The 21,649-nt window shown below is 35.1% G+C and carries 13 protein-coding genes, 1 riboswitch and 1 other annotated feature; of the genes, 3 read left to right on the top strand and 10 right to left on the bottom strand.

Annotated features, from left to right (window positions below; all coding sequences use genetic code 11):
- The 7 genes from BLP68_RS14145 to BLP68_RS14115 all read right to left on the bottom strand — a co-directional run bounded on the left by BLP68_RS14145 (nucleotide 1) and on the right by BLP68_RS14115 (nucleotide 12,883).
- On the bottom strand, nucleotides 1-2,247 hold the full coding sequence (locus BLP68_RS14145) for a DUF3160 domain-containing protein (protein ID WP_091545119.1): 2,247 nt from the start codon (nucleotides 2,245-2,247) through the stop codon (nucleotides 1-3).
- Entirely contained in the window at nucleotides 2,240-3,007 is a 768-nt protein-coding gene (locus BLP68_RS14140) for a hypothetical protein (RefSeq protein WP_091545118.1), read from the bottom strand. The genes BLP68_RS14145 and BLP68_RS14140 overlap by 8 nt, the downstream gene beginning before the upstream one ends.
- 388 nt (nucleotides 3,008-3,395) lie before the next feature.
- On the bottom strand, nucleotides 3,396-6,494 hold the full coding sequence (ileS, locus tag BLP68_RS14135; protein WP_091545116.1) for an isoleucine--tRNA ligase: 3,099 nt from the start codon (nucleotides 6,492-6,494) through the stop codon (nucleotides 3,396-3,398).
- Nucleotides 6,495-6,564: 70 nt separating this feature from the next.
- Nucleotides 6,565-6,779, bottom strand: a binding site (T-box leader).
- A 138-nt stretch (nucleotides 6,780-6,917) separates the two neighbouring features.
- Nucleotides 6,918-8,984, bottom strand: a complete 2,067-nt coding sequence (locus BLP68_RS14130; RefSeq protein ID WP_091545114.1) for a methyl-accepting chemotaxis protein — start codon at nucleotides 8,982-8,984, stop codon at nucleotides 6,918-6,920.
- Between the two features lie 146 nt (nucleotides 8,985-9,130).
- Nucleotides 9,131-9,213: riboswitch (cyclic di-GMP riboswitch) on the bottom strand.
- A gap of 244 nt (nucleotides 9,214-9,457) precedes the next feature.
- Complete coding sequence (cuyB, locus tag BLP68_RS14125; protein ID WP_091545112.1) at nucleotides 9,458-10,168, bottom strand: cysteate racemase; 711 nt, start codon at nucleotides 10,166-10,168, stop codon at nucleotides 9,458-9,460.
- Nucleotides 10,169-10,237: 69 nt separating this feature from the next.
- Nucleotides 10,238-11,464, bottom strand: coding sequence for a dicarboxylate/amino acid:cation symporter (locus tag BLP68_RS14120; RefSeq protein ID WP_330389178.1), 1,227 nt, complete (start codon nucleotides 11,462-11,464; stop codon nucleotides 10,238-10,240).
- A gap of 231 nt (nucleotides 11,465-11,695) precedes the next feature.
- Nucleotides 11,696-12,883 carry an anaerobic nitric oxide reductase flavorubredoxin gene (locus BLP68_RS14115; RefSeq protein ID WP_091545110.1) on the bottom strand — a complete coding sequence of 396 codons (1,188 nt, stop codon included), beginning with the start codon at nucleotides 12,881-12,883 and terminating at the stop codon, nucleotides 11,696-11,698.
- A 198-nt stretch (nucleotides 12,884-13,081) separates the two neighbouring features.
- Here BLP68_RS14115 and liaF point away from each other — a divergent pair, with 198 nt between their 5' ends.
- Genes liaF through BLP68_RS14100 form a run of 3 tightly spaced genes read left to right on the top strand, consistent with a single transcriptional unit; the run spans nucleotide 13,082 to nucleotide 15,613 of the window.
- Complete coding sequence (gene liaF / locus BLP68_RS14110; protein ID WP_176759041.1) at nucleotides 13,082-13,843, top strand: cell wall-active antibiotics response protein LiaF; 762 nt, start codon at nucleotides 13,082-13,084, stop codon at nucleotides 13,841-13,843.
- Between the two features lie 3 nt (nucleotides 13,844-13,846).
- Nucleotides 13,847-14,944 carry a sensor histidine kinase gene (locus BLP68_RS14105; protein WP_091545107.1) on the top strand — a complete coding sequence of 366 codons (1,098 nt, stop codon included), beginning with the start codon at nucleotides 13,847-13,849 and terminating at the stop codon, nucleotides 14,942-14,944.
- Between the two features lie 21 nt (nucleotides 14,945-14,965).
- On the top strand, nucleotides 14,966-15,613 hold the full coding sequence (locus tag BLP68_RS14100; RefSeq protein ID WP_091545105.1) for a response regulator: 648 nt from the start codon (nucleotides 14,966-14,968) through the stop codon (nucleotides 15,611-15,613).
- 21 nt (nucleotides 15,614-15,634) lie between these two features.
- Here the strand turns inward: BLP68_RS14100 and BLP68_RS14095 are convergent, their stop codons facing one another.
- The 3 genes from BLP68_RS14095 to ilvD all read right to left on the bottom strand — a co-directional run bounded on the left by BLP68_RS14095 (nucleotide 15,635) and on the right by ilvD (nucleotide 21,645).
- On the bottom strand, nucleotides 15,635-18,121 hold the full coding sequence (locus BLP68_RS14095) for an HD domain-containing phosphohydrolase (protein ID WP_091545104.1): 2,487 nt from the start codon (nucleotides 18,119-18,121) through the stop codon (nucleotides 15,635-15,637).
- Between the two features lie 148 nt (nucleotides 18,122-18,269).
- Complete coding sequence (ilvB, locus tag BLP68_RS14090) at nucleotides 18,270-19,955, bottom strand: biosynthetic-type acetolactate synthase large subunit (protein WP_091545102.1); 1,686 nt, start codon at nucleotides 19,953-19,955, stop codon at nucleotides 18,270-18,272.
- Nucleotides 19,956-19,980: 25 nt separating this feature from the next.
- On the bottom strand, nucleotides 19,981-21,645 hold the full coding sequence (gene ilvD / locus BLP68_RS14085; RefSeq protein ID WP_091545101.1) for a dihydroxy-acid dehydratase: 1,665 nt from the start codon (nucleotides 21,643-21,645) through the stop codon (nucleotides 19,981-19,983).
- Nucleotides 21,646-21,649: the final 4 nt, after the last annotated feature.

Here is a 21,649-nt window from a genome sequence, read left to right as displayed (position 1 = left end):
TTATTCTAAATTATATTCAATATCTGATATTTCTACTCTATTAGCTCCTGTTGATTTAAAGCTTTTAACCCAGTCCGGTTGAGGTGGGGAATTTTTTAATAGCATTTCTGGATTTATACGTTGATAATGCCATTCGTACTCTTCAATTTTTTCAACTCCAAGCATCTCATGCCATTGCTGATCGGTTAATGGCTTATCATTTAAAAATTCATAGTAGCTATATACTACTCCCCTTGCTAGATAAACTCTCTCTTCATCATAAACTGCTACATATATTTCATTTGGCAAGCCAGTTGCAATTTCTAAAAACAACCCGAAGTCAGCTATTCCAGCAACATCAGCAATTATAGCTGAAGAAACTGGCCTATCATATTCAGGAGAAAGAGTATTGTCAATTCGTTCCATACGACCTCCGATGTATTTAAGTGCATTATTTTCTTCCTCTGTTATTGGTATATTCTCAAGCTGTTTTATTGAGCAGTCTCTGAGTAATAAGTATAAGTCTTCCAACTCTTTAAGGGCAATTTCGCCTCTCTCCGTTAATAGCTCTCTTTTCTCCAAATTAATCCGGGAAAATTGTACTAACCATAATAGCCTATTATATACTTCTACAGCTGGTTCTACATAATTTGGATAGTGCTCTTGAAGCTCTTCTCCACCTCCCATTTCAGCCACCGGCTGTTTAGCATAAAGTATTGTATCATGCTTTATTTCAGCATAACTTCCCAAGCCAGTTTGTAGATTTTTGTCCTGCCATGCTTGATTTTTCATGAAAAATGGCAATCCCACCGGTTGCATTTCTGGTGACCATACCTTCTTTAATACCCATAACCAGCCATTATATAAGTTATACTGCCAGTCTGAAAGACTAAGGGCTTGAACCTTGTTCTTCATCTTTTGAAGTTCCTCTTCATATTTAGCTGATTGCAACTCATGGAGATACCCTTCCTTAGCAAGGCCTTCTGCTCTTTCATTGCCGAAGGCACCAGCTACATCTAATCCAGTTGGAACAGGCCTAATAATTGGAAACATCAGCTCCTGCATTATATTAGCATCAAGGGTGTAGCGTTGTCCCATAAATCTAAATTGCTTTCCAGTTGGTGTATCCACTGCACCAGTAATTAATTTATTTTGAATCCCAGGTTGCGGTAACTCATCAATTTCTTTAATTAGTTTTTCATGATAAGATTCATCTTTAAAATCCTTTAATTGAACCTTTTCACCATATACCTCTATTATGACCCCCTTTAAATCGAAAATTGTTATATCATCAGATTGGCCCACGAAGAAATTCGTTGGCGAATAGATTTTGTCCCAAAGACTTATATCATCATTTTCTTCAATCTCAAGAAATGCAATATAAGTTGTCATTAAAGCCTTTGTAATGGATTCAAAATCTGGATTACCTATTTCATCTTCAAAGGGATAACCAATTAATCCATACCACATCATGGTTTTAAAGTATTTTTCCAATGTTTCATTGCCTGCGTAATGGCCCCTTACGATAAACTGTTCATAGTTTATATCAAATCCAAAAAGAGATGATTTAACATAGCCCTCAGCCTTATCAATATTCTCTATCTCTTTTAGTGCAATTTCTGCTAACTCACTGGGAATATCACCATATGTATCATTTATTAATTTGTTAGCAACTGAGAAATATACCAGTATACTTTCCAATTCTTCTTTTATGGACATATTCCCCTCATCTAAATATAATATTTGAGTTTTATTCAGCATATTTTCTGTCAATTGCTGTAGTGCTTCAAATAGTTTTTCTTCTTCAATCCCCTTAAGGGTTTGACCAAAAAATTTATGGTACATGTGCAGGGCAACATCAACAGTAATAAAACTGGGGATTTGTTTATATTCATTATTTTCATATATATCATACATCTTCATATATAAATATGCTCTTTCTGGGTTTGGATCAAGAACCACAAAGCCATTATTCACCAATTTACCAATCTGTTCATTTGAAAATCCATTAAATCGATCAAGGTTTTTTATATTACTGAGATTTTCCGCAACTCTATAGTCCGGTACCTTTGGTGTGTAGCTAGATACCTCATATTCTACTATTTCATTGGAAAAATCCAATTGATCCTTCCAAACTAAATTTAGTTTATCATATGTAGGTAATTCCTGACTATCATTATCATTTTGGTCCTTTAGAACATTATTATTGTGGCAGCCAGTTAACAATAGCATAAAACATAAAAAAACCATCAGACTTCTTTTAAACATCTAAATGTCCCCTTTCCTTTAAAAAATATATTCCATTATCAGTTTCAACTGTTGATGGCTCTAATAAAACCCTTCTTACTCTATGATGTTCCTTAATAGTTATCTCAAGTAGATTTTCATTATCTAACTTAACAGATGATATAGAGGTTATATTATCATATATTTGACTTTCTGCTTGTAAAATAAACCCAAAACCAAACCAATAATATACAGCAACCATAGCTCCACCATTTTCCGCCTTTTCTATTACAATAAACTCATCACTGCCATTTCCATTGAAATCTGTAAAATATACATCTGTAAAGGGTGCCCGAACCCTGGAACCAGTCCATTTCTTTACAAGACCATTATTTCTAAAATTAAAGAAGAAGGGTCTGTTACCAATGTCATGGTAATAGTAGGTTCCTTTATTAACTGCCATAAAGATTTCCATTTCTCCATCATTATCTAAATTACAGATTTCAATTTTCCAAGGTTTTATAACACTTAGGTTATTTCGATAAACCTCATTAATTTCAAGCTTACCTGAATCAACCTGCACATCATATATTATCAACTCATTTGCAAAATTTCCTCCCTCATCTCCAATAAGCACAAGAATCTCATCACTACCATTTGGAATAATATCACCTATAGCTACATCAATAAACTTATTGACTTCTTCTGGAATAATACTGTAACTAAGGTTATTGAAACTAAAGTATATATTCTTGGAGTTATAATATAAATTATGTATTTTTCCTTCTATTGTTAAATTCATCTGATTATCCTGTAATTTATTGTTAAATATAGAAAAAGATATTATTACAATTAGAAACACGTGAAAAAACCTGTTTTTTAAAATATGCAAGCATGTCTCACCACTTTCATAGACTACTATCATATATTAATATACCATATATTGGACATATAATAAAATCACCTATTTTTGGTTTTTAAACCTAAAAAGGCACCCAAATGGGTGCCTTCCAGACTGATGAAAAACCCCCATCTTCTTCGTTGCTTCTAAAACCCAGCACCCTTACGTATTACGTATACGCTGCAGTCGCTAGGTTTTTTTGCGCCTCGAATCTGAGGCTTTTTGATCAGTCTGCATTTTGATGACTTTGTCTACAACCTGAAAGGCACCCAAATGGGTGCCTTAGTTGTTATACTCTTTCTACCTTAATTCCAGTATCATGATCATTTAGGTTTTGTTTTTCAAGACTATCATCTACTACCTTATCAATGGACACTGCTAATGTTTCAATTTTAATGTATTCCTTATGGGCCTCTACTGCATTGGTAATCTCTTCATCTCCATCAAAGTAAACCTTTATATTGTCTGTAACTTCAAAATTACTATTTTTTCTAAGCTGTTGAACCTTTGAAATAAACTCTCTTGCAAAGCCTTCATCAATAAGCTCTTGAGTTAAGGAGGTATCAAGGATCACAAAAAGATTATTCTCAGTTTCAACTGTAAAGCCTTCCTTAGCAGCTATTGCTATTTGAATATAATCCTTTACCAGCTCAACCTTTTCACCCTCTAGGTCAACAAATATACTTTCTCCTGACTCCAGTTTTTCAGCAGTAGTTGCTGCATCCAATTGTCCCAGGACTTTACCAAGCAATTTGATTTTTGATCCTAGTATTGCACCTGCTGTTCTGAAATTTGGCTTAAGGTTAAAGTCCATATAATTCTTTAATTCATTTTCGAATATAACTTCCTTTACATTTAGCTCTTCTTCAATTAGTGGAACTAAATCAGATATTAAACCAGAATATTTACCGTCAACAAGGATTTTTTGTAGAGGCTGTCGCACCTTTATTTTAGCCTGTGCTCTTGCTGCTCTTCCCAGCCCCACTAGACTTCTTACTAAGTCCATTCTTTCTTCAACATTTTTATCTATTAATTCTTTATTAATTTCTGGATAATCTGCAAGATGTACAGAAACTTCATTTGTTAATTTTTGATACATTTCATCTGAAAGAAATGGTGCAAATGGAGCCACCAGCTTAGCAACACCTGTCAAAATTTCATATGTTGTGTTATATACTGCTTTTTTATCATCTGTAAGCTCTGTAGCCCAGAAGCGTCTTCTTGCTCTTCTAATGTACCAGTTTGATAGATCTTCATTTACAAATTCCTGTATCTTACGCACTGCTTTTGTCAAGTCATATACCTTCATATCTTCTGTTACAGCACCTACAAGGCTATTGAATTTTGATAAGATCCATCTATCTAGCTCAGGACGTTTGTTATATTCTACAAAGAAATCAGTTGCATTAATATTATCTGTATTGGCATACAGGGTGAAGAAGGTATATACATTTTGAATTGTGGAGAAAAATTTGCTTTGAATTTCTTTAAGGCCATCAATATCAAACTTTGTAGGTGTCCAAGCTGGAGAAACATATAATAGATACCATCTTAGGACGTCGGCTCCATACTCATCAAATAGATTAAAGGGATCAACAGTATTTCCCTTTGATTTAGACATTTTTCTACCTTCTTTATCAAGGATTAGGTCATTTACTAAAACATTTTTATAGGGAGCCACACCCTTTACAAAGGTAGAAATAGCCAACAATGAATAGAACCAGCCACGGGTTTGATCTATCCCCTCACAAATATAGTCGGCTGGGAATAGCTCATCAAAATTCTCTGCATTTTCAAATGGATAATGATGCTGTGCAAATGGCATAGCTCCACTATCGAACCAGCAATCAATTACTTCAGATACTCTGGTCATTTGACCTTCACATTTTTCACAATGTAGGTGAATATCATCTACATATGGGCGGTGTAGCTCTATACTATCATCAATAGATTCTACAGCTTTCTCTATTAGTTCTTTTCTTGAACCGATAGATGTAGTATGGCCACATTCACATCTCCAGATATTAAGTGGTGTACCCCAGTAGCGATTTCGTGATAAAGCCCAATCATTTAAGTTTTCTAACCAATTACCAAATCGTTTTTCTCCAACATAATCAGGATACCATGAAACAGCTTTATTGTTAGCAATTAGCTTCTCCTTCATTTTAGTAACCTCAATATACCAGCTTGGCTTTCCATAGTATAATAAAGGAGTTGAGCATCTCCAACAGTGGGGATAATTATGATCCATTTTTTCTTTCTTAAATAGTTTGTTTTCTGCGTGAAGCCACTTTATAATATCTACATCACAATCCATTACAAAGCGACCTGCCCAAGGTGTATCTGTATACTTTCCACTTTCATCCACTGGCTGTAATACTGGTAAATCATATCTTCTTCCCACCTGATAATCGTCTTCACCAAAGGCAGGGGCCATATGAACTATTCCAGTACCATCATCTGTGGTAACGAAATCTGCTATAGTTACAAAGAAGGCTTTCTTGTCGGGTTTCACAAAAGGCATAAGCTGTTGATATTCAACATATTCCAGTTCACGTCCCTTTATTTGACTTAACACCTCATAGTCTTCTCCTATTACTTTATTAACAAGCTTATCTACTACATAGTAAATTTTGTCCTGATGCTGTACTCTCAAGTAGTTTTCATCTGGATGTACTGCAAGTGCTACGTTAGATGCAAGTGTCCATGGTGTTGTAGTCCATACTAGAAAATATTCATCCTTATCCTTTAGCTTAAAGGGAGCAATTACAGTATTAGATTTAATTTCTTTATAGCCTTGTGATACTTCATGGGATGCCAATCCAGTACCACATCTTGGGCAATATGGTAAAATTTTATGCCCTTCATAGATATAGTCTTCCTTAAAAAATTTGTCTAAAATCCACCAAACCGACTCAATATAATCATTATCTAGAGTAATATAGGGATTATCTAAATCTATAGAATATCCCATTCTCCTTGTCATATCTCTCCAAAGCTTTTCGTAGGTAAATACAGATTCTCTACATTTTTCATTGAATTTATCTAATCCGTAATTTTCTATTTCCTGTTTACTTGAAAGCTTTAACTGCTTTTCAACTTCTATTTCTACTGGAAGTCCATGGGTGTCCCAACCAGCCTTTCGCTTCACCTGATGGCCTGTCATAGATTTATATCTACAAACAGAATCCTTAAGAGTTCTTGAGATTACATGATGTATTCCAGGTCTACCATTGGCGGTTGGCGGCCCTTCATAAAAAACAAAGGATTTTTGTCCTTTACGATTTTCAATGCTTTTATCAAGAATTTGATTCTGATCCCAATGATCTGCTATATTGTTTTCACGGCTGGCCACTGGCAAATTTGATAATGCTTGATACTTCTCCATCCTATTCATCCTCTCTCTATTGTCTTACAATGTAATTCCTTATCAAAAATAAAAAGTCCCTAAGTATAAACTTAGGGACGAATAAACCGCGGTACCACCCTGATTACAGAAAAGTATTTCTGCCACTCAATGCATCTTAACGTATGCCTACGGGAATTATTACTTTCAGTTCACAATTCCAGCTCTGTGGTGATTTTCATACTAAACCTTCATCATAATCTCTCAGCAAATGATTATGTCTCTGTAAGTCCAGCAAAGTATTACTTTCCTCTTCATTGCCTGTATAAGTATTTGTTCTATATTTTAAATAAAATTATAACCCTTCAACAATATTAGTGTCAAGGTAATCTTTCAATAATTAACAGATTATTAAAAATTATTCTCTATTCTGATTTTCTTATACATACATTATGTCGAAACGAGTTAATTTATTTTGAAATTCTCCACTGATTTTATGAGCTTTGCTGATAGTGAGCTTAATTCTTGAGCATAGGACTCAACCTCTTCAATAGATGATAACTGCTCTTCTGTTGCTGCAGAAACCTGCTGTGTTGCTGCAGAGGTTTCTTCAGAGGTTGCAGAAACATTTTCTATTACAATAACAATTTCATCCTTTTTCTTATTCATTTCTGTGGAATAATTTTTGATGTCAATCACCTTTTTCATAAACAATGAAATAGAATCAGAAATTTCCTTAAAGATGTTTTCAGTTTCTGAAACAGCTAATTCTTGTTCCTTTACAATTTCATTAGCTTCTTCCATTGCCTCTACGGCTACTCTTGACCGCTCCTGCATACTCTGAATTAGGCCATTTATTTCCTTAGTAGCAGAGCCTGATTGCTCAGCCAACTTACGTATTTCATCGGCTACAACCGCAAAGCCTTTTCCTGCTTCTCCTGCTCTAGCAGCTTCAATGGCAGCATTTAAAGCCAGTAGATTTGTTTGATCTGCAATTTGATTAATAGTTTGTGTAATCGTTCCTATTGAGTCAGAGCTTTGGTTAACCTTTAAAATAATTTCATTTATTACTTTAGCTGAATTGGCACTCTGTACTGATTTTGAAGTCAACATGTCAATTGCTTGTAAGCCTTTACTGCTTAGCTTACCTGTTACTTCGGCATATTGGTTCATTTCGCCTGTTGCCTTTTCAACTTCTTCAATCCGATTGGCAATCTCATTTACTTTATAAGCTCCAATCTCTGTGTCCTTTGCCTGCTCCCCTGAACTTTTTGCTATTTCTTCAATTGTAATTGCCACTTCATTGGTGGCGGCTGTTGTTTGAGCAGTAATCTGAGCAAGTGTATCGGAAGAGCTTGCCACTATCATTGATGATTCCTTCACCTCAGAAATAAGAATAGTAATATCCTCCATCATACTATTAAAGCTATCTGAAAGATGCCCAAACTCATCCTTTGAGCTTACAGTTGCTCTAACTGATAAATCTCCTTTAGCGGCTCTACTAAAGGATTCTTTTAGCTTATTTAAAGGAACTGAAATCATTCTGGCTAATAAAAGTGCCATAACTACACCAATTGCAATTGCAAAAGCAATACCTACTGTGATATAGTTTCTTATTTCACTTGTGCTTGAAATCAGCTCGTGCTCTTCCATTGCTCCCATAAGCTTCCAGCCTGTACCTGGTATAGTAATGAAACTCATGAATTTATTTTCCTTATCAATTTGATATCGTATAAATCCATTTGTTTTAGAGCTTACTTCCTGCCAAAAGCTTTGAAGGGTAATATCACTGGTGCCTACCATCTCTGATTGAGGGTGAACAATTACCATGCCGTTATCATTTCCTAAGATTAAGTATCCCTCTTGACCAAGCTTAACATTTGCTAATTTATTAGTTAATTCCTTCATATCTACATCGAAGCCTATTACACCTACAACCCTACCATTATCAATGATGGCTTTGGCAGCAGTAATTGTTATTTCTCCTGAGTCGGTATCTATATATGGGTCTGACCACACTACCCTGTTTTGATGTGATAGAGCTGTAGTATACCAAGGTCTTTGGGTTGGGTCATAGCCATCAGGCAAATTTCCACTGGGATATAAATACATTCCCTTCTTTTCAGTTCCAATATATGTATTTAATACAGTTTCATTATTATGATTAATGTTAGCCAGTATTTCCATTGCTAAATCGTAATAGCTAATAGCTGAATTTGAATCCTCTAATTCTACTGAAGCTTCCTCCTTAGCTAGTTTCATAACTAATGAATTTTCTGCAAGTGCAGCTACTTGCTTTTCAATCCCTCTTAAATATTCATGTAAAGCAGCACCTGCTTCTTTTGTTGTTTGTTCAGTTGTTAAAATTAGTTTTTCATCCAATATTTCATATGCCTTGCTATAGGTTAGATACCCAAGAATACTTACGGGCAACACAATTATAATTATCATTATAATAATCAACCTATTTCTTACCCTATTACTTGTTATCATGTTTGATATGTTATTTTGTTTACTACCTTTTTTATTCATTTTCTTCCTCCCTTTTAATTGGTTTTATGATAAGAACAAAAGCTGATCATAAGGGGGACGCCCCCTTAACAACCCCGTATTTAATAGGAAAGTAGGACTTTCCTATTAAAAAAAGGCCTATGTGGTGTATAGGCCCTCTTGGGATTCTTGGCAGCCTGGCAGTCTTAGATATATCCGTAGACCCATAGCTTTGCGTCCTCACCTTTCGGAGAGTTTGCCTATACAGAACTAAATTATTTAATTAATAATTTTTATTATGTAATCGTTATTATTATATAAATATAGCAGAAAAAGTAAATCATGTAAATTTAAATAGAAAAATTAATATATGCATTTTATTGTATATATTACATATATTGGGTACTCATCATCTACATTGTTAAGTAGCAGTATTTGTTTCTTAACATAGTAAAACCCAGCAACACCACTATAAATGGGCTATGCTGGGTTCAAATAGCTTATTTATGATACGCTTACAAGCTGGCAAGCTCTACTGCTTTTTTTGCTAGTAAATATGTTGTATCTATATACACTTGCTTCAGTCTTATTATATCCTTATCATTTTTTAATATATCAAATAAAATAGGTAATTCAGTACAGCCTAATATAATAACTGATACTTCATTTTTACTTAGGTATCTTAAAATACTATACACAGCTTCCTTATGATTATCCTTATTTCCTTTTTTAATACTATATATGATATCTAGTAATTTTTTTTGATCTTCCTCTAGAACAGGTACTACTTCAATATCAAATCTCTTTAAGCTATCCTCATAAACCCGAGAAGTGTATGTTCCCATTGTTGCCAGGAGTCCAATGCGTTTAACATTTTTATAATTATTGTAAACATGTGTCGTTGCAATATCAACCATATTTAACATGGGTATATCTAAATATTTTATTATGTCTTCATAGAAATAATGTGCTGTATTACAGGGCATAAGAACTAAATCTGCCCCCATTAATTCTAATTTTATGGCAGATTTAATCAAATATTTTAGTGGATTTGTAGACTTCTCCAAAAGATATGCTGTCCTATCTGGTATTAAAACATTGTTATCTATAATAATAGGTATATGCTCCTGATCATTATTTGCCTCTGTTAAATTAATAATTTTATTAAACAGATTAGCAGTTGCCTCGGGGCCCATACCACCGAGTATTCCAATTTTCTTTTTCACAGGTATCACCCCTTGATTTAATAAAAGCCCGACTTCTCGGGCTTTTATTTTTATACAAACCAGATGATTCTAAACTTCCACTTTGCTTCCTTCTTCAACATTCAATTCATTTTCTGTTGCTGCAATAGCTACAGCTACAGCTGAGTCTCCAACTACATTAACAGTTGTTCTAGCCATATCAAGAATTCTGTCAATTCCAGCAATTAAAGCAGAGCCCTCAAGAGGTAATCCTACAGATGTTAAAACCATTGTTAACATTATGAATCCAGCACCTGGAACTCCAGCTGTACCTATAGAAGCCAGAGTAGCTGTTAAGATTATTGATACTTGTTGTGCAATTGATAAATCCAAGCCATAGATTTGCGCTACGAACAAGGCACATACCCCTTGATAGAGGGCAGTTCCATCCATATTAATTGTTGCACCCAGTGGAAGAACAAAGCTGGAAACTGAATTTGATACACCAAGGTTATCTCTACAGGATTTAATAGTAACAGGTAGAGTCCCTGCACTACTACAGGTACTAAAGGCAACTGCAGCTGCTGGGGAAACCCCCTTGAAAAACCTCAAAGGATTCATCTTGGCAAAAACCTTAACAATAGACGAATAAACAATTATGCTATGTAGAATTGCTCCAATATAAACCGCAGCTATTACCTTTGCTAGTGGCCACAGTACAGCAGGGCCATTATGGGCCACCACAGGTGTAATTAATGCAAATACACCATAAGGTGCTAAATTCATTATAAAAGCTGTAATTTTATACATAATCTCTGCTAAACTATCGAAAAAGTTTAACACAGGCTTACCCTTTTCACCAGCGGTTGTTATAGCAACTCCTAAGAAAAGAGCAAAGGTAATAATTTGAAGCATGTTGCCATTTACTAATCCTTGAAGAGGGTTTCTGGGCACTATCGCCAACAGTGTTTCCACCAACGGAGGTGCATTTCTGGCTTCTATTGTTACCTCCTCCAGCATTACCATACCGCTTCCTGGTTGAATTAAATTACCTAAAATAAGACCAATAGTAACAGCAACTGCAGTTGTAGCTAGATAAAAGCCTACAGTTTTTCCACCAACTCTACCTAACTTTTTAATATCACCAATACTGGCAGCTCCAACAATTAATGATGAAAATACAAGGGGCACAATGATCATCATAATTAAATTTAAGAAAAGTGTACCAAATGGTCCAATAAACTTAGTTGCAATTTCTGGGGACCCTCCTAAAATAAGACCTGCCACAATACCTACCATTAGACCAATAAAAATCTTTGTTGTCAGTTTCATTTTCATTTTTTCTCCTCCTTTCAAATTTTTTATTCTTTTTTTGCTGTTCTTATGTTTATTATACATAAAATCAAGAGTATTTTTTTAAATCTTTTTGAATTTTTTTAATTTTTTTAAAATTTAAACAATTCAGAATAGCTATCTCTTCTTTATTAATATTTATGATATACCAGTTACCTTTATACCCTTAAGCATTATGATAGGAGCCACATTTCATGTGCCTCCTATCTATAAAATTTATATTTTCTTTATAATCTCGTGGCCAAATTCTATACAGTGTTGCATATTTTCCTCATTTGGCATCCATAAAACTTTTATACCATCATTTATAATATCAAAACCAGATTTTTCGAGACTATTCTTAATTTGATTTATAGATTCTCCACTCCAACCATAACTACCAAAGGCTGTAGCTTTTTTATTCTTGAACTTAAGCCCTTTTAAAAATTCTAATATACCTGCTATTGAGTATAGAATTCCATTATTTATAGTAGAGGAGCCCACTATTACAGCCTTAGACTTAAATACCTCAGTAATGATATCATTTTTATCAGCTTTTCCCGAGTTGTACAGTTTAACAATTACTGCTTTATCTGCTTCTTTAATTCCCTTAGCTATGGCTTCTGCCATGGTTTTTGTTCCATTCCACATTGTGTCATATACTATGGTAATCTGATTTTCTATGTACTCATCTGACCATTCTAGATACTTCTTCACTATTTGTATAGGATCTTCTCTCCATATAATTCCATGACTTGGACAAATCATATCTACAGGAAGATTCAACGCTAAAATCTCATCTATTTTTTGTCTTACAAGCTTATTAAAGGGTGTAAGTATATTGGCATAATACTTAATTGCCTCCTGATATAGCTCTGTTTGATCTACTAAATCATTGAATAGCTCTGATGAAGCAAAATGCTGACCAAATGCATCATTACTAAATAGAATATTATCTTCAGATAAATAACAAAACATGCTATCAGGCCAATGGAGCATTTTAGCTTCAATAAATGTTAAAATTCTTCTTCCTAAATTGAGATTGTCTCCTGTTTTTACAGCAACAAAATTCCAATCCTTATGATAATGTCCCTTTAAGGATTTTATGCAGTTTTCAGTACAATAGATAGGTGTATTTGGAATTTCCTTCATTAGCTCTGGCAAAGCTCCACTATGATCTGGTTCGCCATGATTCATTATAATATAATCAATTTTATCGAGGCTTATAGTTTTCTTTAAATTAGCAATAAACTCCTTGCTAAAGGGCTGCCATACTGTATCAATTAATGCAACTTTTTCATCCATCACAAGGTATGAGTTATATGTGGTTCCACGGTGAGTAGTGTATTCTACTCCATGGAAGGTTCTTAGTTCCCAATCAGTATTACCTACCCAAGTAATATTATCATTTAGCTTCTTACTCATCTTCATCCTCCTTAGTTATTAACATTTTATTATATTTTAACCATATGTTTGATTATTACTTCCGCCTCAGTCTCTAGACCTAGATAAAAAACCACCCATAGAATGTTTTCTTATCCTCTAATATTAGATATAATTTGTATAAACAAGTAAAATTATATAAAAAATTTATGTATTTATTCTATGGAGGTTGAAATTGTTATGAAAAGAACAACAATTGGTCTTTTACTTATATTAGGTGGAGCTTTGTACTTACTAGGGAATATGGGATTTTTACTCTTTCATCCTGGGGATATTCTCAAAGCCTACTGGCCTATTATTCTTGTACTATGGGGCTTTAATGATATATATAAAAGCATACGATTTAATGGCAATAAAATGAGGCTTCAAGGGCTCTTTTTTCCAGTTTTTTTAATACTTATAGGGTTTGTCCTGATAGGTAATCATTTAGATTGGTTTGGTGGGAGTATTAATGTTTGGCAGGTCATTTGGCCTTTAGCCTTTATATTTATAGGCTTGTCCTTCTTTACCTCTCCACGAATCACTTATATGGGAGGCTCTAAATCTGATGTTCATATTCATTTTAAAGATATAAAGAATAGATATATTAATATCGGATCCTTTGAATTAGGTAATGAGCCTTGGGGTTTAGAGGATACATCTGTTCATGTAGGCTTAGGTGAGGCAACCATCAATTTGACTAAAGCTCTAATAAAGGAAGGTGAGACCAATCTAAATATAGCCGGTCACATTGGCAGCATAACTGTACTAGTCCCTACAGATTTGGCTATTGATGTTATTGCAGACCTACGCTTAGGAAATATAGAACTATTTGATATTGACCATACAGGTACCCCAGGCACTATAACCTATAGGACACCTAATTATGATGCAGCCTATAAAAAAGTAAGCTTGCGATTAACTCTAAAGATAGGTGAAATTCAGCTTAAGAGGGTGGATTAAAATATGAGCAATAAATGGTTTTCTTTTGGTTCACAAAAAAGTATCAGGTGGGCACTCCTTGAAAAGCTACTAAGTGCTTCATTAATGAGTATACTAACCACTTACCTGATTTTTTATGGGATGATTACTTTAAATAGTGGGAGCAATAAGCTCCAGGATACTTTGCTTACTAATTCAAATATATATTTATTTGTTATTGCAGCACTAATTTCTTCTTTAGTTACTATGATTATTATTGGATTTCCCTTCTCTGCAAAAATCAAAAAATCATTATCAGAGTTGCAAGATGCCCACGAAGCTTTAATTAGGGGAAGAATTGATATTAGATTAGAAGCTGAGGAATTTTGGGAATTCGATCAAATTAATAATAAGTTCAATTCTATGGCAATACAAATACAGAAGCAGGTTGAATCTTTACAAAGGCTAGTAAATGAAAATAAAAAAATATTAGAAAATGCAGAAGCCGCTGCTTCTCTGGGTGAAAGGAAGAAGATTGCCCGGGAGCTACATGATGCTATAAGTCAACAGCTGTTTGCAATATCAATTACTTTAAGTGCAGCTAAAAATATTATAGAAAGCAACCCTACAGAAGCAAAAAAACTCTTTGAAAATCTTGAGAAAATGACCCATTTGGCACAACAGGAGTTAAGGGCTTTAATAATGCATCTAAGGCCAGTACGATTAAATGGTATGCCTTTAAAGGAAGGTCTAATTTCACTACTAAGGGAACTGGATGAAAAAAATACAAATATTTCGATAAAATGGGAAATAGAAGATTTAATAAGTATTTCTCAAGGAATAGAGGACCACCTTTTTAGGGTTTTTCAAGAAGCTATGTCTAATGTACTTAGACATTCAAAGGCCTCATTGGTTACAGTAAAACTCTGCATTAGAAAAAATGTTTTGCTTGTTTATATAGAAGACAACGGTGCTGGTTTTGACATTTCTACAGATAAGAAGAGCTCTTATGGTATATTGACTATGCAGGAAAGGGTATCTGAAATAGGTGGAAGATTTGATATCCTCTCTTATCCCAATAAGGGAACAAGAATAGAAATTAGAGTACCTGTAGAGGTTTCACAGAATAGCAGTGGTGAGTAGAAAAGATTGGAGGCGATTTATATGTATTATAAGATAAAGGTGCTAATTGTAGATGATCATGAAATGGTACGTATGGGCCTTAATGCATATCTTTCAACAGAAGCAGATATAGAAATTATTGGAGAGGCCAATGGTGGTAGACAGGCCATAGCAAAGGCAGTTGAGCTATTCCCAGATGTAATATTGATGGACTTAGTAATGGAAGACATAGATGGGATTCAAGCAACTAAAAGAATTATAGAGGAATATAGCACATTAAATAAAACTATAAAAATCATTGCTTTAACAAGTTTTATAGATGATGATAAGGTTTTTTCAGCTCTAGAAGCAGGGGCCTTTAGTTATCTTTTAAAGACCTCCTCTGCCAGTGAAGTAGTTGAAGCAATTAGGAAGGCAGTTAATAATAAGCCTGTTTTTGAGAGTGAAGTAACCACTTTGATGTTAAATAGAGTGCAAAAAAAATCTCCTAAGCATTCCCTACTAACTCAAAGAGAGCTTGAGGTTTTAAAGCTTATTGGAGAAGGTAAAAACAATAAAGAGATTGGTGAAGAATTATATATTGGAATTAAAACAGTGAAAACTCATGTTAGTAACATACTTTCAAAGCTAGAGTTGGAGGATAGAACCAAGGCAGCAGTTTATGCCAACCAGAATAACATCCTCTATTAGTCTACTTAATAAGGCAATTATCTATTCTTCATTTAGTAATTCGATAAATACACTGGTTATTTGGGGATCAAATTGTTTACCAGAGCATTTTTCCATTTCATTAATAGCCTCTTGATGGGTAATGGGATCTTTATATGTTCTAGAATTGGTCATAACATCATATGCATCAATAATGGTTAAAATTCTAGCTAATTTAGGTATTTCCTCCCCCATTAGCCCTTGAGGATAACCATTTCCATCCCATCTTTCGTGATGATTAAGGATATAATCTGCAATATGAAATAGCTCTTGAGATGATTCCGCAATACGATATCCTATCTCTGGGTGTTTTTTCATTATCTCCCATTCTTCATCAGTCAAGGAACCTGGCTTTGTTAAAATACTATCTGGTATAGCAATTTTTCCTATATCATGTAATAGGGTCAATAGACTAAGCTCGTCTAACTCATTGTCATTTAATCCCAATCTTTTACCTAATTTAATTCCCAAATTGTTCATTCTTTCAGCATGTTCCTTTGTTTCATGACTTTTTTCAAATAGGGATGTTTGTAGTGAATTAATAATTTGACTACGTGTACTTCTATTTTCAAGGAGTTTATGTCTATACATTTTTTCCTCTGCTTCTTTGATTATTTCACGAATTTTTTGAGTATGGCTTGTTTTTGTTGCATACCCCAGGGCGATGCTAATTTGAATTGCTTCGGTTTTAGCTTGAACACACTCTAATTTAATCCTATTGCATATACCAATTACTTCCTTTTCATTAGTATTGGGAAGTATAATAGCAAATTCATCTCCCCCCCAACGGGAGATGATGTCTGTATGCCTACAGCCTTTTATTAATATTTCAGCTACATTAATAAGTAAATTATCACCTTCTAAGTGGCCAAAAACATCGTTAGTAAGCTTTAGTCCATTAACATCCCCGATAATAATAGAAATGGGCATGTATCTGTAAGAATCTAAAGCTTCTAATTGCTCTTCAAAATATGCACGATTATATAAGCCCGTCAGTTTATCATGATAGCTTAAGTATTTAATACGGTCCTCTGCCTTTCTTCGTTCAGTTATGTCGGTATAGCTGGCATGGTATCCGATTATTTCTCCATTTACTATAGTTGGCCCACCTCTAATTATTGTTGGAACTAAATGTCCATCCTTATTTTTTCTATAGGTCTCTGCCATAACAACCATGCTTTGAGTTGCTTTATCATTAATTTCCTCTGCTTCTACCTTTACTTCTTCATAAACAATTAAAGCATCAATATGCTTCCCTATGCATTCTTCCCGATTATATCCAAATATTTCTGTGAACTTACGGTTAATATCAATAACTTGAAGCTGGATATCAAGCCTTGCAATAGCGTCAGGAGCATATTCAAATAGTGATTCCATAATTTGTTTTTGTTTAGTTATCTCATCTTCAAACTGTTTTCTTTCAGAAAAGTCTATATAAGTACCCACCATTCGCAACGGTTTTCCATCCTCTGTATAGCTCACTATCTTCCCCTTATCCAATATCCATTTGTACTCTTTGTTATGGCATTTAACTCGATATATGGTCTCATATATTGGTGTTTCACCTTCTAAATGAGCCGCTAGAGCCTTCTTCACCTGCTTGGTATCATCTGGATGCACCCTATCCCTGGTCTCTTCAATTCGAATAGCCTCAAATTCATCATATCCAAACATCTCAAGTGCCTTGTTGGAATAGTGTATTTCCATAGTTTGTAAATTCCAATCCCACACACCTACTCCACTACCTTCAATTGCAAATTTCCATCTTTCTTCACTTTCTTTTAACTCTTCCTCTTTAAGCTTTAACTGATGGTAATTATCCCTAAGCTCCTCCTCTGCTGCAACAAGTTGATGCAATGAGGATTCTAACTCTTCATTCATGGAGAGCATTTCTTCATTTACTGAGTTTAGCTCTATTTCCTTTTCTCTTAGATCTTCTTCTGCCTTTTTCCTTAAAAGAATAATTCCAAGCTGATGTACAAATAGTTCAATTATTTCATGGTCAACCAAAGTGTTGCTTTCCCCCATGAAAAACAATATATTTCCTAGTAATTTATCATTATGACAGAGTCCTATGGAATATATATCTCCAATTTTAAAATATGCTTTTATAATTGAAGCTATTGTTTTTGGAATTTCTCCATCTGAAAGCTCATACAGGCCGGGAAATTTTTCTAATTTTTTGGATTTTAATGCTATTATATCACCTTCATTAAGCTTCCAACATTTCCCTTTTACGGGGTGCCCCAGTATTTCCATCAAGGTTTTCAGCTGACCCTCATCAGAGGAGATTTCTTCAGTGACTAATGCATGCTTTTCTCCATCATATATATTTAGGGCCACATGATTGGCAGATGATAATATCAATAAATCCTCTAAAATCATTTTATAGTCTACATGGGCAAATGGAAATTCGAAATATTTCATAGTCGAATGATTCAAGAATGTGATGAATGCTTCTCTAATATTTTTGTGATAATTTTTTTCCATTTAACATGCCCCCCGAATAATACCTTAATGAAGTCTTATCTTAGTGTTCGACATTTTTTTGTAATTTCCTGTAGTATTTTCTTTTGTTAAATAAATAACCGCAAAAAATAACCGTCCTATTTCAGACGGCTTATGTTTTCTGTAATACCTAACCCAGCGATTTCTCGGTAATCATTTCATTAATTGAAGCTCCTGGGGCTACCATTGGATACACCATTTCATCCTTATTAATTTCACAGTTTACAATTACAGGTCCTTCTGTTTCTAATGCCCTTATCAAAACTTCATGTATCTCTTGTGGTTTTCTAATAGTAAATCCTGTTGCGCCAAAGGCTTCTGCTACTTTAACAAAGTCGGTCTGTCTATCCAGTACAGTTTCTGAATAGCGGCCTTGGAAGAAAAGACTCTGCCACTGTCTAACCATACCTAATGATCGATTGTTTAAAATCACCACTATAATTGGTATATTGTATTTAACTGCTGTGGCAAGTTCATTGCAATTCATTACAAAGCTGCCATCTCCAGCTATATTGATTACAGTTTTTTCTGGATTACCTATTTGGGTACCTATAGAGGCCCCTAATCCATAGCCCATTGTTCCTAAACCACCGGAAGATATAAAGGTTCTTGGTTTAGTGAATTTATAGTGCTGAGCAGTCCACATTTGATTTTGCCCAACCTCTGTGGTAATAATTGCCTCACCCTTTGTCAGCTCTTGTATTTTCGCCAGTATATGATAGGGCTTTAGTTCTTCTTCATTAGCAGCATCTTGTACTTCATATTGATCCTTCCAGTTTTTGATTTTCTTTAACCACACCTCTCGATTTGAAGCCTCAACAGGTTGATTTAATTTCTTCAAAACCGTTTTAACATCTCCTATAATAGGACAGTCTACTTGTACATTTTTGTTGATTTCAAGAGGATCAATATCTATATGGATAATTTTAGCCTTTGGTGCAAAACCCTTTACATTACAAACTGTTCTGTCACTAAACCGTGTTCCTATTGCAATTAAAAGGTCACACTCTGTAACGGCCTTACTGGATACCAAGCTACCATGCATTCCCATCATGCCAGTAAAAAGCTGGTGGTCAGCAGGAAAACCGCCTAATCCCATCAGGCTATTGGCAACTGGAGCTTTTATTGTTTCTGCAAAGCTTCTAAGTTCTTGACAGGCTTCTGATCTAATTACTCCTCCACCTGCAAAAATTAAGGGTCTTTGTGACTTCCGAATAAGCTCTTGAGCCTCCTTAAGTCGGCCTCCATTAGAATCAATTCCCTTTACTTGTCTCGTTATTTCTTGTGGTTTTTTTGCAACATAATCGGTAGCTTGAATAGTAATATCTTTAGGTATGTCAATTAATACTGGACCTGGTCTACCCTCCTGTGCAACATAGAAGGCTCTCCGAATTGTATCTGCCAGCTTATTAATATCCTTTACAACAAAGTTATGCTTAGTTATAGACATTGTTACACTAGCAATGTCCACCTCCTGAAAGCTATCTCTACCCGACATAGAAGCCAATACATTAACAGTAATTGCCACTAAGGGTACTGAGTCAAGATAAGCAGTAGCAATTCCTGTTACTAGGTTTGTGGCTCCAGGGCCTGAAGTTGCCATACATACCCCCACCTTACCAGTTGACCTGGCATATCCATCAGCAGCGTGTGTAGCCCCTTGCTCATGGGAGGTTAAAATATGTTTTATACTGTCTCTATTTTTATATAATGAGTCATAAATATTTATAACTGCACCTCCAGGATAACCAAATACTACATCTACTCCCTGTTCCTTTAAACATTCAATTGTTATTTCTGCACCAGTTAGTAACATTTTAATCCTCCCTCCTTCTTATCCATTAATCTATTGATAATATTGCACCAGTACTTGCTGATTTTACCAGCTTGGAATATCTAGCTAGATATCCACGGGTTATCTTGGCTGATGGTGGCTTCCAGCTGGTCTTTCGTAACTCCAGCTCCTCTGTTGACACCTCCAGATGTATGCTTCCCTTTGTTATATCTATTGAAATAATATCGCCCTCTTTAACCAGTGCTATTGTGCCCCCTTCAGCAGCCTCCGGTGAAATGTGTCCTATTGAAGCGCCTCTCGTTGCTCCACTGAATCTTCCGTCTGTTATAAGGACAACATCTTCATCTAAGCCCATCCCAGCTATAGAAGCAGTTGGGGCTAGCATTTCTCTCATTCCAGGTCCACCCTTTGGCCCTTCGTATCGTATTACTATTACTTCACCCCTATTGATGTTACCTTTTAGTATTACTTCAATTGCCTCCTCTTCAGAATCGAAGACTCTGGCAGGTCCGCTGTGTTTCATCATTTTAGGAGATACAGCCGATCGTTTTACTACACAGCCTTCGGTGGCTAGGTTACCCTTTAACACTGCTATTCCACCAGATTTACTATAGGGCTCATCAATAGCCTTTATTACTGTATAATCTTTAACCTCTGCAACCTCAAGGTTTTTACCTACTACATCCCCTGTGGCGGTTAAAGCTTCTGTATTAACTAAGCCATTTTTAGATAACTCCTTCATTACCGCCTGAACTCCCCCAGCTGCATACAAATCTTCTATATGATGGGGACCAGCGGGGCTTAGTTTACATAGATTGGGTGTTATATCGCTAATTCTATTGACCATATCAAGATTAAAATCTATCTCTGCTTCATAGGCAATAGCCGTTAGATGAAGTATACTGTTTGTGCTACAGCCTAAGGCCATATCGATAGTTAATGCATTTGCAAATGCTTCCTTTGTCATTATATCCCTTGGCTTAATGTCTTTTTCTAATAGCTCCATTATTTTTATTCCTGCTTTTTTCGCAAGTCTAATTCTCTCTGCATAAACCGCTGGTATGGTTCCATTCCCCGGCAAGCCCATACCCAATACCTCAGTTAGACAATTCATACTGTTTGCAGTAAACATTCCAGCACATGAACCGCATCCTGGACAAGAATGTTCTTCATATTCATATAACTCTTCCTCTGACATTTTGCCAGCCATGGCGGAACCAACTGCTTCAAATACGTTAGAAACACTTACTCTTTCACCTTTTACTCTTCCAGAAAGCATTGGCCCCCCACTTACAATAATTGTTGGTATATTTATTCTAGCTGCAGCCATCAGTGTACCTGGTACAATTTTATCGCAATTTGGCACCATTACCAGTGCATCAAATCCATGGGCTATTGCCATTGCTTCAATTGAATCTGCTATTAACTCTCTAGATGCTAATGAGTATTTCATACCTACATGACCCATGGCAATTCCGTCACAGACTCCAATAGCAGGAAATACTATAGGGGTTCCTCCACCCATTAATACACCAGTCTTTACAGCATCTACTATTTTATCTAAGTTTATATGACCCGGTACTATTTCATTATGGGAGTTAACAATTCCAATTAATGGACGTTGTAGCTCTTCATCGGTATACCCCATTGATTTTAGCAAAGCTCGATGGGGCGCCCTCTCTATTCCTTTTTTTATTCGATCACTTCTCATAATC

This window comes from Alkaliphilus peptidifermentans DSM 18978 (assembly GCF_900101495.1).
Classification (GTDB): Bacteria; Bacillota; Clostridia; order Peptostreptococcales; family Natronincolaceae; genus Alkaliphilus_C; species Alkaliphilus_C peptidifermentans.
The sequence above is the reverse complement of the archived record's forward strand: the minus strand, read 5'-3'. Positions and strand labels throughout refer to the sequence as shown.